Source organism: Culturomica sp. (assembly GCF_003524185.1).
GTDB classification, from domain to species: Bacteria; Bacteroidota; Bacteroidia; order Bacteroidales; family Marinifilaceae; genus Culturomica; species Culturomica massiliensis.
Genome location: NZ_DOED01000012.1, coordinates 1 through 14976, shown reverse-complemented (window position 1 = coordinate 14976; position 14976 = coordinate 1). Strand labels below are relative to the sequence as shown.

General features: G+C 40.9%; 16 protein-coding genes and 1 tRNA gene. 3 read left to right on the top strand and 14 right to left on the bottom strand.

Annotation, left to right across the window (positions count from 1 at the left end):
- Position 1: 1 nt before the first annotated feature.
- From nusG to DD657_RS05125, 9 genes are all read right to left on the bottom strand, one after another.
- Entirely contained in the window at positions 2-550 is a 549-nt protein-coding gene (nusG, locus tag DD657_RS05165) for a transcription termination/antitermination protein NusG (protein WP_021987641.1), read from the bottom strand.
- Between the two features lie 17 nt (positions 551-567).
- The gene (secE, locus tag DD657_RS05160; protein WP_068692016.1) at positions 568-759 is read right to left on the bottom strand and encodes a preprotein translocase subunit SecE; all 192 of its coding nucleotides are present in this window, start codon (positions 757-759) and stop codon (positions 568-570) included.
- Positions 760-831: 72 nt separating this feature from the next.
- Positions 832-904 (bottom strand) — tRNA-Trp (locus DD657_RS05155).
- Between the two features lie 128 nt (positions 905-1032).
- Entirely contained in the window at positions 1033-2220 is a 1188-nt protein-coding gene (gene tuf, locus DD657_RS05150) for an elongation factor Tu (protein ID WP_068692014.1), read from the bottom strand.
- Between the two features lie 217 nt (positions 2221-2437).
- A complete protein-coding gene (gene hpf / locus DD657_RS05145; protein ID WP_021987644.1) occupies positions 2438-2737 on the bottom strand; it encodes a ribosome hibernation-promoting factor, HPF/YfiA family in 300 nt (99 codons plus the stop codon).
- Positions 2738-2756: 19 nt separating this feature from the next.
- Positions 2757-3638, bottom strand: coding sequence for a tyrosine-type recombinase/integrase (locus tag DD657_RS05140; protein WP_287048833.1), 882 nt, complete (start codon positions 3636-3638; stop codon positions 2757-2759).
- A 116-nt stretch (positions 3639-3754) separates the two neighbouring features.
- On the bottom strand, positions 3755-3946 hold the full coding sequence (gene rpsU, locus DD657_RS05135) for a 30S ribosomal protein S21 (RefSeq protein ID WP_021987646.1): 192 nt from the start codon (positions 3944-3946) through the stop codon (positions 3755-3757).
- A gap of 319 nt (positions 3947-4265) precedes the next feature.
- A complete protein-coding gene (locus DD657_RS05130; RefSeq protein WP_021987648.1) occupies positions 4266-4532 on the bottom strand; it encodes a tetratricopeptide repeat protein in 267 nt (88 codons plus the stop codon).
- 186 nt (positions 4533-4718) lie between these two features.
- Positions 4719-6353, bottom strand: coding sequence for a M23 family metallopeptidase (locus DD657_RS05125; RefSeq protein ID WP_287048830.1), 1635 nt, complete (start codon positions 6351-6353; stop codon positions 4719-4721).
- A gap of 93 nt (positions 6354-6446) precedes the next feature.
- Between DD657_RS05125 and DD657_RS05120 the strand changes: the two genes are divergently transcribed.
- The 3 genes from DD657_RS05120 (at position 6447) to rny (ending at position 8898) form a co-directional block, all read left to right on the top strand.
- A complete protein-coding gene (locus tag DD657_RS05120; RefSeq protein WP_021987650.1) occupies positions 6447-6740 on the top strand; it encodes a coiled-coil domain-containing protein in 294 nt (97 codons plus the stop codon).
- 1 nt (position 6741) lies between these two features.
- The gene (locus DD657_RS05115) at positions 6742-7044 is read left to right on the top strand and encodes a cell division protein ZapA (RefSeq protein ID WP_021987651.1); all 303 of its coding nucleotides are present in this window, start codon (positions 6742-6744) and stop codon (positions 7042-7044) included.
- A gap of 318 nt (positions 7045-7362) precedes the next feature.
- Positions 7363-8898 (top strand): ribonuclease Y, encoded by a 1536-nt coding sequence (gene rny / locus DD657_RS05110; RefSeq protein WP_021987653.1) that lies wholly within the window; start codon positions 7363-7365, stop codon positions 8896-8898.
- Between the two features lie 202 nt (positions 8899-9100).
- On the opposite strand, the gene DD657_RS05105 is transcribed toward rny, so the two are convergent.
- The 5 genes from DD657_RS05105 to DD657_RS05085 all read right to left on the bottom strand — a co-directional run bounded on the left by DD657_RS05105 (position 9101) and on the right by DD657_RS05085 (position 14860).
- On the bottom strand, positions 9101-11731 hold the full coding sequence (locus DD657_RS05105) for a TonB-dependent receptor (RefSeq protein WP_287048827.1): 2631 nt from the start codon (positions 11729-11731) through the stop codon (positions 9101-9103).
- A gap of 4 nt (positions 11732-11735) precedes the next feature.
- Positions 11736-12602: a GLPGLI family protein gene (locus DD657_RS05100; protein WP_021987655.1), complete on the bottom strand. Its 867-nt coding sequence runs from the start codon at positions 12600-12602 to the stop codon at positions 11736-11738.
- Between the two features lie 152 nt (positions 12603-12754).
- Positions 12755-13615: a GLPGLI family protein gene (locus tag DD657_RS05095; RefSeq protein WP_118774608.1), complete on the bottom strand. Its 861-nt coding sequence runs from the start codon at positions 13613-13615 to the stop codon at positions 12755-12757.
- A gap of 152 nt (positions 13616-13767) precedes the next feature.
- Positions 13768-14634, bottom strand: a complete 867-nt coding sequence (locus DD657_RS05090; RefSeq protein WP_287048824.1) for a GLPGLI family protein — start codon at positions 14632-14634, stop codon at positions 13768-13770.
- A gap of 49 nt (positions 14635-14683) precedes the next feature.
- Positions 14684-14860: a hypothetical protein gene (locus DD657_RS05085; protein ID WP_154670143.1), complete on the bottom strand. Its 177-nt coding sequence runs from the start codon at positions 14858-14860 to the stop codon at positions 14684-14686.
- Positions 14861-14976: the final 116 nt, after the last annotated feature.

Genomic DNA, 14976 nt, shown 5'->3' with positions numbered 1-14976 from the left:
ATTATTCTTTTTCTACCTGCATGAAACTCAATTCGAGCGGTGTCTGACGACCAAAAACCTTGACAATTACTTTCACCCGTTTTTTGTCATTATTCACCTCCTCTATCACACCGGTAAAACCGTTGAACGGTCCGTCTGTAACTTTAACGGATTCGCCCACAAAGTAAGGAACGCTTACTTCTTCCGGCTGTTCTGCAAGTTCATCCACCTTGCCAAGAATCCGATTCACCTCTGCTAAACGCATCGGCACCGGATCACCTCCTTTGGTTTCCCCCAGGAAGCCTATCACGTTCGTGATATCACGAAGCATGTGAGGGATTTCACCAACTAAAGCAGCCTCTATCATAACATAACCTGGAAAGAAATTCCGTTCTTTACTGATTTTTTTCCCGTTACGTACCTGATAGATCTTCTCGGTGGGTATCAAAACCTGTGAAACATAATCCTGAAGTCCCAAACTGGCAATTTCATTTTCGATGTACTCCTTTACCTTTTTCTCCTTACCACCGATCACACGAAGCACATACCATCTTTTTTTAATTTCTGCCATATTCGTTTTCCGGATTATTAATAAAACATACTATAAATAAAGGTCATCACATGTCTGAATACGAAATCCATAACAAATATACCTATCGCAATCATGACGGAAGCTATCATTACAATTGCGGCACTGCTCTGGAGTTCTGACCAGGAAGGCCAAGACACTTTATTGACCAATTCGTTATATACCTCTGCGAAGTAAGTCTTTATTTTCATTTTAGATCGTAGATTGTAAATTTTAAATTGCGTGCAAACTTACAACTTAAAATTTAAAATTAAAATAGCAAGCACGGGTGGAGAGACTCGAACTCCCGACACTCGGTTTTGGAGACCGATGCTCTACCAACTGAGCTACACCCGTTTATTAATTGCAGATTTGGATTACGATTTACGATTAACTGCCCTAAGCAGAAAATCGCAAATCGCAAACTTATCATCTATGATTCAGGATTAAGATTTACATGGTAAATCAAAATCACAAATCGTAAATTATTCTAAGATTTCAGTAATCTGTCCGGCACCTACGGTACGTCCACCTTCACGGATAGCGAAACGCAAACCGAGTGAACAAGCAACCGGAGTCAACAACTCAACAGTGATTGTTACGTTATCTCCCGGCATTACCATTTCAGTTCCTTCCGGCAAGGTAATTTCACCCGTAACGTCCATAGTACGCAAGTAGAACTGCGGTCTGTATTTGTTGTGGAACGGAGTATGACGACCACCTTCTTCTTTCTTCAGGATATAAACCTCAGCCTTGAATTTGCTGTGCGGTTTCACTGAACCCGGTTTTGCCAATACCATACCACGTTTGATTTCATTTTTATCAACGCCACGCAGCAACAAACCTACGTTATCACCAGCCTCACCTGTATCCAACAATTTACGGAACATTTCAACTCCGGTACATACCGTTTTCTTACCGTCAGCACCCAAACCGATCATTTCGATTTCATCACCTACGTGTATGATACCCGTTTCGATACGACCTGTAGCAACAGTACCACGACCGGTAATTGAGAATACGTCTTCAACCGGCATCAGGAACGGTTTTTCATTGTCACGCGGAGGAAGCGGAATCCATGTATCAACAGCATCCATCAATTCCATCACTTTGTCTTCCCATTTTGCTTCACCATTCAAAGCACCCAATGCAGAACCCAAAATAATCGGGGTATTGTCGCCGTCATACTGATAGAAACTCAACAATTCGCGAAGTTCCATTTCCACCAATTCCAACATTTCCTGATCGTCAACCATATCCACTTTGTTCAGGAACACAACGATTCTCGGAACGTTTACCTGACGAGCCAAAAGAATATGTTCGCGGGTCTGAGGCATCGGACCATCAGTAGCGGCACAAACCAAAATAGCACCGTCCATCTGAGCAGCACCCGTAACCATGTTCTTTACATAGTCAGCGTGACCCGGACAGTCAACGTGAGCATAGTGACGGTTAGCTGTCTGATATTCTACGTGAGAAGTATTGATCGTAATACCTCTTTCTTTTTCTTCCGGAGCATTATCGATAGAATCGAAAGAACGCAATTCTGAAAGACCTTTTTTTGCCAACACTGTAGTGATTGCTGCAGTTAATGTAGTTTTACCGTGGTCAACGTGACCGATAGTACCGATATTTACGTGTGGTTTTGACCTGTCAAACTTTTCTTTAGCCATAACTCTAAAACAATTTTATTATTAAACAATTTATTACAAAAAATCTGTGTTCTATTCTTTACTTCCTGACCGACAAGTAATTATCACATGACAGCCCAGAAAAGCCCGATTATCGAGCGTGCAAATATAGAAAAATAATTTTGTTGCACAAAATTATTTTCACTTAAAGTTTGTGGTTTATAGATTATTATCTATTTTCCCCAGCTCAGGGCACAAATTATTTTTCTCTCTCTTTTTCTTTGATTTTTACCAACTGACGTTTTACAACGTCATACAACTCATCGACAGCTTCTTCGAATTTTTTTGCATTTTTCTTGGCAAAAACATCTTGACCTTTTATATCCACGCTTACTTCCACTACTTTGTTTTCAAGATTATCATCTTTTTCCAATTTCAATGCAACATCGATCCCCAGAATCGAATCATTGTATTTTTCCAACTTAGCCAGCTTTTTCTGGATAAATTCCTCCAGTTGCGAACTTGCAGAAAAACCAACAGAACTAATCCTAACTTCCATAGTATTTCCTCCTTTAATTTTAAGCCCTCGGATGAGCCTGGTTAAACACCTTAATTAAATTTTCAAAAGAATTGTGAGTATAAACCTGCGTTGCTGTCAGATCGGAATGTCCCAACAATTCACGAATAGCTTCTATACAAGCCCCATTGTTGAGCAATTGCGTAGCGAAAGTATGACGCAAGACATGCGGACTCCTTTTGGATAAAGAAGTGACTTTTCCGAGCCACCTTACCACCAGCCGATAAATAAACTTATCGTATGCCGGTCCCCCTTTATCTGTCACAAAAAAAGCATCGTGCCTCCCGTTTACCAATTCTCCCCGCAATTTCAGATAGGGAGCTATATTTTCAATCAATTCATCAGCCAAAGGTATCAAGCGTTGCTTGTTTCCCTTACCTGTAACGACAATATTTTTCCCGGAAAAATCGATATCTCGCACCTTCAGCCCAACCAACTCCGAACGCCTCATTCCGGTATAATAGGCCATCAATAAAACCAACCGATCCCTCTGCTCTGCAAATCCTCCCTCCAATGCCTCACTATCCAGCAATTCATCCATTTGATAATCAGGAACGAAAACAGGTAGTTTCTTTCCCATCTTGGGAGACATGACGACTTCTGTCGGATCACTCTCCACAATACCTTCCCGCATCAAATATTTGAACAAAGTCCGCAATGCGCTCAATTTCCGCCTCACGGTAGTCGCATTCATTCCTTCCGACATCTTGATCACAGCCCATTCCCTTACAATCTTTCCTGTGATGTCTGTAAATCCGAATACGTCTTTCTTTGTCGCGCAGAATTTCAGAAACTGCTCCAAATCCTCTTTATAAGCAACCAAGGTGTGAAACGAATATCTTTTCACATCTTTCAGATAATTCAGAAATGGCTCAATATCCATATTTTATACTATTACGAGCCTTACCGAAAACTGTATTTTCTTCCCCGGTTCCGGACTCTAAAATCGTATCTAAATATAAAACTTTACTCCGGAATTTACAAATCCGGAGCAATATTTTATTCTTCAGCAGCTTGTAAAGACTGTTTATAAACAGCTTTCAAGTGTTGCTGACGATTACGAATCGAAGGCTTTGTAAATGCCTGACGATCTCTCAATTCTTTTACTATACCGGTTTTTTCAAATTTCCTTTTGAATTTTTTCAAGGCTCTCTCGATATTTTCGCCTTCTTTTAAAGGTACTATAATCATGATATTCAATTTTTAATATTCAACATTAAGTTATTAATCCTCCGCAAATCTTCCCCGCCAAATATTGGAAACGCTGTACATTTCCTGCATTATCCGGTTTAATATAAACCACAAAAATCCCCGGCAAACCTGGTGTCCGCAATTTTTGTCCTATTTTACACTGCAATTATATCCCCGGAATAGCCCACCTCCTTTCAAGCGGTTTGATTTTTAATTAATTATATTTTTCAAAAATGGAAGGCAAAGATAAACGTTTTAGTCGAGAATCAAAAACATGCATACAGGAAATTTATTTTCAGCCGGCAGAAAAATGTTCCGATCAGGGATTCAACAAATCCTTACAAAAAAAATCCAGCACTTTGTTGATCATCGAAATATAAGTTTGCGCTTTTGAATTTTCAGGATTCAAGCGCAATACCGCATTGAATTTATTCAACGCATCCGTATTCTTTCCCTCCCGGTAATACAACTCTCCCAATTCCAACAAATCCATTTCATCCGGCTGATCCGCTGTTTTTTTCTCCAATTCTAGTATTGCTTCCTGCAATTTCCCTTCTTTTACCAGTTTTTCTATGTGACAATCCATAAAGTAATCATTAAAATTATAAAGTTTATATTCAATTTCTCTCTCCCTGCAAAAAGATGAATCACAAATAAAGAATAAAGATAGGTATAAATTTATGATTTTAGATTTTAGATTATATAAATCTGACAACGAATCGGCTTATCAAACAATTTAAAATTTAAAATCATAAATTTATACCCAACTTATTCAATTCACGATTATTTCCCGTCTGGTCTTATTCCCGACAGCATCCGTAACGGTCAACAATACCCGGTTTTTCTGTCCTTTTACAAAAGCCGGCTCATTCTTACGACAAGTCAATGTTCCCGTTTTTGCATCATATTCGAAAAGACACCAACGCCCGTTCACTTCCCCCCTATATTCACGTATGCCTGCCAATTCATCTTTTATTGTAAACTTCAGACTACCGTTAATCATTCCGCCATATTCGACCCGGGGTGGAACCGAATCTATTAATAAGGTATATTTTCCCAACATATTCACCCAGGCACATAACCCATTCCCCTCCCGCATTGTTTTCAATGCTTCCCATTGTCCTTTGGCATTTAATCGTGCCAATACCATCCGGGCATCCCAATATTCCCCTTCTACCCGCAACAAAGCTTTAACCCAAAGCGGTACATCCTGTCTGGCTGTGACAAATACACCTGCCGAATCCACAGTCGCAATACTGTCCACCACAGTAAACAATGAGCAGGAATCCAGCTCCAGCACATAGGGGCCGGCTTTTAAATGATATACACGTCCGACCTCCAACACTTTTCCCTCCTTCTTCCCATGTTGTTTTCCTCCGACCAGTACACAACGAAGCACAGAACTATTGCCGCTGATATCTTCAGCTTTCAACTCTACCTCGGCCTCTTCTCCTTCGTTCAGCGTCAAATAACCGTTGTCCACACAATTGATCCCCGGTATCCGGTCGATATAATTCCCAAAACAACGATACACCGTCTCCGATCTTTCCCGGTAAAGTTCAAAATCTTTCAAATCGTTTACCAAAGGCGCTTTATCGAAAGCACCGGTATCAACAACTAGGCGAAAGCGCTCAGCCTGTCCGCTCCGTAAAGTCAATTTATACACGCCCAGTTTATTCCAGGAACCATCCATAACATCCGTAATATAAGCACCGACACCGACACGGCCGGCAGATACCTTTATACGGCCGGCATCATAACGTCCTTTCCCCAAAGCCTTCACGTCCCAACGACGACGTATCAACCGTCCCGCCGGGTCCGATTCATACACGTACAATTTTCGGAAATTAGGAGCAACGTGATCCTGAATGGCAATAAAACGTAAAGGATTCAGAATATTTTCTGTCTTCGTATCCCGGTATTCAAAATGCAAATGAGGCCCGCCCGAAGCACCTGTATTTCCACTATAAGCAATTGTGTCCCCTTTCCGGAAGATCAGCCCGAGTTCCCGTACATTTTCATCCAGCTCAAAGCTTTCGTTGCGATATTGCAATTCTCTGGCTACTTTTCGTATTTTACCGTTAAAACGATCCAGATGCCCGTACACCGTCGTCATGCCATCCGGATGTTCTACGTAAAGTGCATTTCCGTATCCGGAAGCCGAAATACGGATTCGGGCAATAACCCCGTCGTTCACACATAAAACCGGCAAACCGGTAGTACCTCCTGTCTTCAGATCGATTCCGGAATGAAAATGGGTGGCTCGCAATTCCCCGAAATTCCCGCTCAACAAAGGTTCTCTTCTCAAAGGCAAGATATTCGTACCCAACTGAGCATACAGAGGTATCATTATAAAACAATGAAGTACCACCAACCCCAACCGACAAAACCATTTAATCATTCTCATCCCGGCAAAATATTTAATTTTATGTCGCAAATATATCAACACTATTGATAATTTGAAGAAAAAAAATTATCTTTGTCATGAAAAGATAACGTTATGAGCGGAAAAGAGGATGCCGTTTTAAACGAGCTGAAATTTAAAGTTGAAAGATTAATAAAACTATATATATCCTCACTTCAGACGATTGAAGATCAAAAAAGCAGGATAGAGGAATTATCTGCTGAGATTGAAAATCTGAAAAGTGAGAAGCAAAATTTAAATGAAGAATTAAAAACAGCCAGAGTGGCAAATGCGCTTTCAGGTTCGGGTGACGGCAGTTATCAGGCGAAATTGCGAATTAACCAACTGGTGCGGGAGATCGATAAATGTATTGCTCTTTTGAACAATTGATATGAGCGAAAAAGATTCTACGGTTTCGATAAATGTCAGTATCGCGAATAAAAAATTCCCGATTATTGCCAAAAGCCAGGAGGAAGAGGAGATTTACCGGGCAGCATCGAAACGTATCAATGATATGATTTCTAAATTTCAGGCCAAGTACGGGACACAAGCCGATCCTTTGGACTTTTTGTATCTGACAGCGTTTCAGCATACAGTAGCCCTGATTCAGGCTGAGAAACGAAACGATACCGGGCCATTGATAAATGAGATTGAAAAGATCAATTTGCGAATTGACGAATTCGTTAAAGAGTAATTGACAAGCGTTCTTTGAATAAGATATTCCCGCATTATTTCGAATTTAAGCGAAAAACTCAACACTCAAACAATTAGAGCGGATGCTTTATTTGCCCAAGACAGGCCTCAACTCTTCGGAGTTCCTTCGGGACAGTGGAAGTCTGAATCAAATTGCAGCTCTACCCGTGTCATACAGGGGTTTTATTAAATGAAATAGTGCGGGTTTTTTTTGTACCCACGTTAGCGGTTATAAAATCGACACATTTGATTTTACACCAATAACACATAAATGAGAAACTTATAACACAACATATAATTACATTTTAATTTCAACAATATGACACACATAATAATCGCAGGAGTGGTGGCCCTGATCGTCGGAATCTTGATTGGATATATTGTGATCCGGCTCGCATTAAAGCACAGAAGTGAAAATATTATCAAAGAAGCAGAGGCTGAAGCCGAAGTTATAAAAAAAGATAAGATTCTCCAGGCAAAAGAAAAATTTCTGCAAATCAAAGCAGAACATGAGAAACAGGCCGCAGCACGTAATAACAAGCTTTTGGTTGCTGAAAATAAATTGAAGCAACAGGAAACTTTTATCTCTCAAAAGATGGAAGAAATCCAGCGGAAATCCAAAGACCTCCAGTCACTTCAATCCAATTTAGATGTACAAAAGGAATTGATGGAGAAAAAAGTTTCCGAACTGGATAAACTGAAAAAACAACAAATCGAACAGTTAGAAGCTATTTCAGGCATGTCCGGCGAACAGGCCAAAGAAAAACTCATCAATTCCCTGAAAGAAGAAGCTGAAACCGAAGCCATTTCCTATGTTAATGAAATCATGGAAGAGGCCAAGATGACAGCCAATATGGAAGCTAAAAAAGTAGTTATCAAAACCATACAACGTGTGGCTACGGAAACGGCTACGGAAAATGCAGTATCCATTTTCCATATTGATTCGGACGAAATCAAAGGACGGATTATCGGGCGCGAAGGCCGGAATATCCGTGCTCTTGAAGCTGCCACCGGTGTTGAAATCATCGTTGATGACACTCCGGAAGCTATCGTTCTTTCAGGCTTTGATCCTGTCAGAAGAGAAATCGCCCGTTTATCCTTACACCAACTGGTAACGGACGGACGTATTCATCCGGCACGCATCGAAGAAGTCGTAAATAAAGTCAAAAAACAAATCGAAGAAGAAATCATCGAGACCGGTAAACGTACCACAATCGACCTGGGTATTCACGGATTGCATCCGGAATTAATCCGTTTGATCGGAAAAATGAAATACCGTTCTTCTTACGGTCAAAACCTGTTACAACATGCCCGGGAAACGGCCAACCTCTGTGCTATCATGGCTGCGGAACTCGGTTTGAATGTGAAAAAAGCCAAACGCGCCGGCCTGTTGCATGACATCGGTAAAGTGCCCGACGATGAGCCGGAATTGCCGCACGCTATCCTCGGTATGCAATTAGCTGAAAAATACAAAGAGAAACCGGATATTTGCAACGCTATCGGAGCCCATCATGAAGAAATCGAAATGACCACGCTGATCGCTCCGATTGTGCAGGCTTGTGATGCCATTTCCGGTGCCCGTCCGGGTGCCCGCCGGGAAGTTGTAGAGTCTTATATCAAACGTCTGAAAGATATGGAAGACTTGGCACTTTCTTACAACGGTGTTGTAAAAACATACGCTATACAAGCCGGCCGTGAACTGCGCGTAGTGGTCGGAAGTGAAAAGATCTCGGACAAAGAAGCCGAAAAAATTTCCTTCGACGTAGCCAAACGCATACAGGACGAAATGACTTACCCGGGACAGGTTAAAGTAACGGTAATCCGTGAAACACGGGCCATTGCTTACGCCAAATAAATCCCGAACGGATAAAAAGAAAAATCTCCGAAAACAAAATTTTCGGAGATTTTTTTATAAAACAACACACGGATCTCAATTATAAATCGGAGCCCTATCCTTTCCTGCAAAAAAGAAAGATCGCAAATCAAAAATTAGAAGAGTTTTTCCTTTACTTTCCTTCCCCGTTTCAGATCCCGGTTTACAAACCACAATCAGAAATCTACAATTTAAATCCCAAACTGACCAAAACGGCACGCCGTCTTAAAGCATAGGAGGTAGAAAAGGTATTTACACCGTCATAGGAAGAAAAAGCATAGGTGTGTTTATCACAGATATTTTCACAACGTAAAGCGACCTCCCAGCGAGGCAGTGAATACCTGACCTCTGCATCCATAAAGAAAAGCCGCAAATCAGGAGCATCTGCAATTTCATTATTTACATACTCCCCCTTCCAGGTCACCTGCCAATAAGGAGCCGGAAAAAAATGCAGCGATAAACCGGATTTCCAATCCGACAACCAGTCGGAAACATAACGAGCCGTACCCGTTTTATTACCTTTATAAGCGATTTGTAAATTCACCCGGTTCCAGGAAACCGGTTCGCAGTCTATGTTTACAGTTACCTGTGCCGTATGTCCGGTAACCTTCCACTCCTTTTGTTGCTGAAACTGATTGAAACTCATTCGGGTATATCCGGCATCGACCGATAAATTAGTCCGCCAACCATCCCAATATTTACCCAAACGCCCGTTTATCATCAGATAGCGCCTGTCATTATCTCTTTTCTCTCTATATTGAAGGATATGGTTTTCAGTCAGAGTTTGTGCCGATACCAGATTCGAATGTTGCATTCGATAAATGACCGACAGAGTCGTAAACAACACATTGATCGGATTCCGGTAAGTGAAACTGGCACTATACGAATGCGACGTCCGTTGCTCCGGTATGGATATTCCTTTACGAAAGGTACGGAAATTCGTCATTCGGACTCCCTCTGTAAAATCCAGAGCATCTCCTAATTCCTTTTGCATCCGGTAAGAAAGCGATGCTTTCCAATAAGGATTGAATGTATAATGATACCGCACCGACGGATTCGTCCAAAGTCGGGAAAAATGTTCTTTTTCAGGTATCGAACGATGATCGGCATACAAATCCAGAAAAACCAAGGGCATACCAATCGTCAACCTTCCCCGTTCTCCCCTCAGGGTATACTCCGGCTGTAACTGATACTCCCAACGATTCCATTGCAGGCGGTTGTTCTGACTCACTTCAAACAAACCGGGTCGTAAATCCGAACTAAGATGTTCCAAGGCAGCCGTAAATGCGACATCCAGTCTGAATAAAGATTTTCCTTTCTGCCGCGAAAATCCGGTACGATTCGTCGTGTAAAACTTTTGACGGTCGGTACGTTGTTTTAACAAACCGACCTGTCCGAACTGCACGGTATCCGCTGCCACATCCAAACGTTGAGGTTGTCCGGTATACCGGATAAAAGAATACAAATTCCAATTACTTTTTCCGGTTCTTTTAACCAGATCCAATTTATTCTGGATCAAAAACAAAGGCATTCTGAAATCCTGGTCTACCTGTTGTGACCCGCTGACACCGGAAGCCACATCACGCCAATTACCGTAAAATTTCAGTTCATCATCCACATACACAGAAGAAGCATTCGTCGTCCACGAAAACACGGCTTCAGCCCTATGCGAATCGTCCCGTAACTGATTTAAAGTATTCCACAGCAACTCTTCTTCCGTTCCCAACTGATAACGATTAAGTTCCTGCCTTTGCTCCCGATCCCGGTTTTTCAGGTAAGTCAGCACCAAACGCAATTGGGAATCCTCATCAATCTTCCACAATTGATTGGCAGTAGCTGCATAAGATTGATTCTGCAAATAACGCTTCTCATCCACCGGCAAAGCGATCAGGCTTCCCGATTCCATCAAATCAGTCGGATAAGGGGGAACTCCTTGCAATAAATCAGCCATTCCCAAACCATGATCGCTTAATTCATCCGTCAGATTACGTCCGGTATTGTTGGTTTTAAACGTATATAAGGACTGCCAGCTACGGGCCATTTCCATCGCCATCAGCTTTCCTTCCCACAAACCTTCGGAAGAAGTAAAACCACCGCCGGCTTCTGCATTAATCACCGGCCGCCCCAGTTTCTCTTTTTTCAGTTTCAGATTAATAGCTGCCTGTTGCGAAAACACCTGATCTCTCAGCAGTTTTACAGGTTGATGATTTTCCAGTACCTGTACTTTTTCTACTGCATCAGCCGGAATATTATTCGTAGCTATCCCATATTTGGCCCGCAACAAATCCAGTCCTTCAATATAAAAACGGTTGATCGGTTCCCCCTGATACGTAATCGCTCCGTTTTCACTGACTTTAATACCGGGTAATTTTTTCAGGACATCACCGATCACCCGGTCTTCTCCTCCCTGAAAAGCCTCTACCCGGTAATTAAGCGTATCCCCCACCGACCACATTGGTGCAGCCTTTACGGTCACCTCCTTCAATTGAAATTGCGTAGGAACAAAAGTAATATCCTTTTGCCCACTCACATTTTTACAAATTAAGACAACATTCTTATACCCCAACAAAGCAAAACGCAAACATACGGAATCAACCTCCGCATAAAACCGCAACCGGTATTCTCCCTGCTCTCCACTCATGGTATATGCAAAAACTTTCTCTCCTTTCAGATCGGTAGCCGAACAAATAACATCACTCACCAGCCGTCCGGTTCCTTCTTCTACAATCTTCCCTTCATACACGGTTTGCGCCAAAACTGACGGACTTATACACAGAGTAACCAAAATTCCAACATACCACAACACTTTGTTCATAGGCTCATTCTAATTCTATCGGGTTATACGGATATTTTTCACGGGGCAGCTGATCTTTGGGTACCGATACAAGACCGGAATTACCGATAACAGCCCCCGGATTACTCATAGCCATCTTCTCTACCTGCATGAATTTTTTACGGGTCAAACGTACCTTAAGCTTGCTATTCGTTAAGTAAATAGGACTTTCCCAATCAACCCGGTACAGAGCAGTACATTCGAAAGAATAATCCCGGTCCGCATCCTCCACTTTCAGGATCAGCCCAGGTAATCCGTTAAACTTCCAGGGACCGTTTGATAACGGTATATCCGGAGCATACCAGGCCGTATAATCACGCCCCCGAAACGAGCAGGTTGCTTTTTTACACAAATACCCCAACACTCTCAGCGTATCCGGCATAAAAGTCCAATCGAACACCGGCATATCCTCCGTATAAACATACTCATTTATCAAGATTTCTTTCTGGAACAGGCACTGTCCTTTCGGATAATTCTTGAGCAGGACACCTTTATCCCCAGCCTTATAAGTCCGTGCAAAATATTGATTGAAAATACTGGCTAAACTCAATTCAGGACGTTTCAATTCATCTGCCTTAATGGAGTCGCTAATCCAATAAGTATAGTTAGAATATCTTGACACTTGCTTACCAATCTGCAACATCATTTCGGACTTTGTCAGCGTATCGGGATCTGATTTATTTTCCCGTACCAACTGACAATAATGCGCATTCAAATACGTATAATCCAACGTATCCCGGGGAGTCATATCACGTGGAAACCCCGCCTCTCCTTTAGGAAATGAAATTGTCACTTGTGCAAACAGAGGAAATTGCACTAAAAAGAAAAACATCGCTGCCAATATTGTTTTCATACTTACCAATTTTACACACACTACGAATTTATCGTAAATATACTAAGTTATCGTAGAAACAAAACTATTCATGAAAAAATACATTTATTTCATAACTCCTTTTACATCCAATATAATCCTTACACAGCTTCACATCCAATCCGCTCACTTTTCTATTCCAGTTCTATCGGATTATAAGGACGTGTTTTCGTCACCATTTTTTCGCCTTTCGGTACCGTCAGAAGACCGGAATTACCGATAACGGCATTCGGATTATTCATCGCTGCTTTTTCCGCCTGCCGGAATTTTTCACGGGTCGTTTTTATAGCATTTTTTATTTTACTCAAATATATAGGACTTTTCCAGTCGACCCGGTACAGGTCCGTACATTCAAAAGAATAATCCCGGTCTGCATCCTCTACTTTCAGGATCAGCCCCGGCAAACCGTTAAACTTCCAGGGACCGTTCGATAACGGAATATCGGGAGCATACCAGGCCGTATAATCACGCCCCCGGAACGAACAGGTTGCCTTTTTACACAAATACCCCAATACAGTCAGTGTATCCGATGCAAATGTCCAATCGAATGTCGGTTTCGTTTCCGTGTAAACATATCTATCTAACAATACCGGCATTCGGACCCAATATTGACCCTTCGGATAATTTTTAATTAATTCACTCCTATCTCCAGCCTTTTTAGTCCGCATCAAAGCCCCATTCAAAACTTGTAACATACTTAATTCCAACTGCTTTAATTCCTCCGCCATAATAGAATCGCTGATCAAAATCTTATAATTTACATATTTGGATTTTTCATTTCCAATCTGTAACACCATATCCGATTCTGTCAACTTATCCGGAATAAGTTTATTTTCCCTTACTGACTGACGATAATGTACATTTAAAAAAGCATAATCCAATGTATCCCGAGGATCCATTTCACGGGGAAAGTTTTCTAAATTTCCTCCAATCGTTTGTGCAAATAAAGAAAACTGCAAGAAAAAGAAAAATGTCACTATCAATATTGTTTTCATACTTATTAATTTTATATATACTACGAATTTTTCGTAAATATACTAAATTATCGTAGAAACAAAACTATTCATGAAAAAATATATTTATTTCATAACTTTTCTTACGTCCAACATAACCCTCACGCAACTTCATTTACAATCCTCTTACTTTTCTATTCCAACTCTATCGGATTATAGGGAAGTATTTTCGTTACTATTTTCTCGCCTTTCGGTACCGTCAGAAAACCGGAATTACCGATAACGGCATTCGGATTATTCATCGCTGCTTTTTCTGCCTGCCGGAATTTTTCTCGGGTCGTTTCAATATCTTTTTTCCTTTTACTTAAATAGATGGGACTTTTCCAACCGACCCTGTAAAGGGCTGTACATTCAAAAGAATAATCCCGGTCCGCATCTTCCACTTTCAGGATCAGTCCCGGCAAGCCGTTAAACTTCCAGGGACCGTTCGATAACGGAATATCCGGAGCATACCAGGCTGTATAATAACGCCCCCGGAACAAACAGGTGGCTTTTTTACACAAATACCCCAATACTGTCAATGTATCCGATGTAAATATCCAATCAAATACCGGTTCCCTCTCCATATAAATATATTTATTTAACAAAACCGGCACTCGTACCCAATACTGCCCCTTCGGATAATTTTTTATCACAACACTTCTATCGCCGGCATTTTTAGTCCGCATCGTAGCTTGGTTCAAAATATTAGTGATGTTCAATTTCGGACACCTTAGTTCCTCTGTCATAATAGAATCATTAACCAAGAATCTATAATTAGAATACTTCGATACTTGTTCACCGATCTGTAAAACCATATCTGATCCTGTCAGTTCTTCCGGAAATAATTTATCCTTTCGAATCAATTGACGGTAATGTACATTTAAATACGCACAATCCAACGTATCACGAGGCTCCATTTTACGAGGAACATCTTCTATATTTCCCTTAAAGACAATATTTTGAGCAAATAAAGAAAACTGTATACCTAAAGCAAAAGAAAATAACAAAATTATTTTCATAACATCATAGTTTATAAAAGAGAGTTCCTAAAAGAACTCTCTTTATTCATTAACAATTCTCCGCATCTAAATCCAATAATAAATCCCACATTTCATACACATCATCGTAATAAGAACTATCACTATAAATAATCTTACCACAACTTAATTGAAAATACATCGGAGCTGCCACAACAGCTAACGTTAAAAAACACGCACTTACGAAAGCAATCATTCTCTTTTTCATAACTCATAAAGTTTAAGAAGCTGTTTTGAAAAATCATAAATCAACAACCGCTCTTTTTCTGGGGCAGCCTGTGTGTTAATCTAAAATTTAAAATCCTTATAAAACTCCTCTAAATC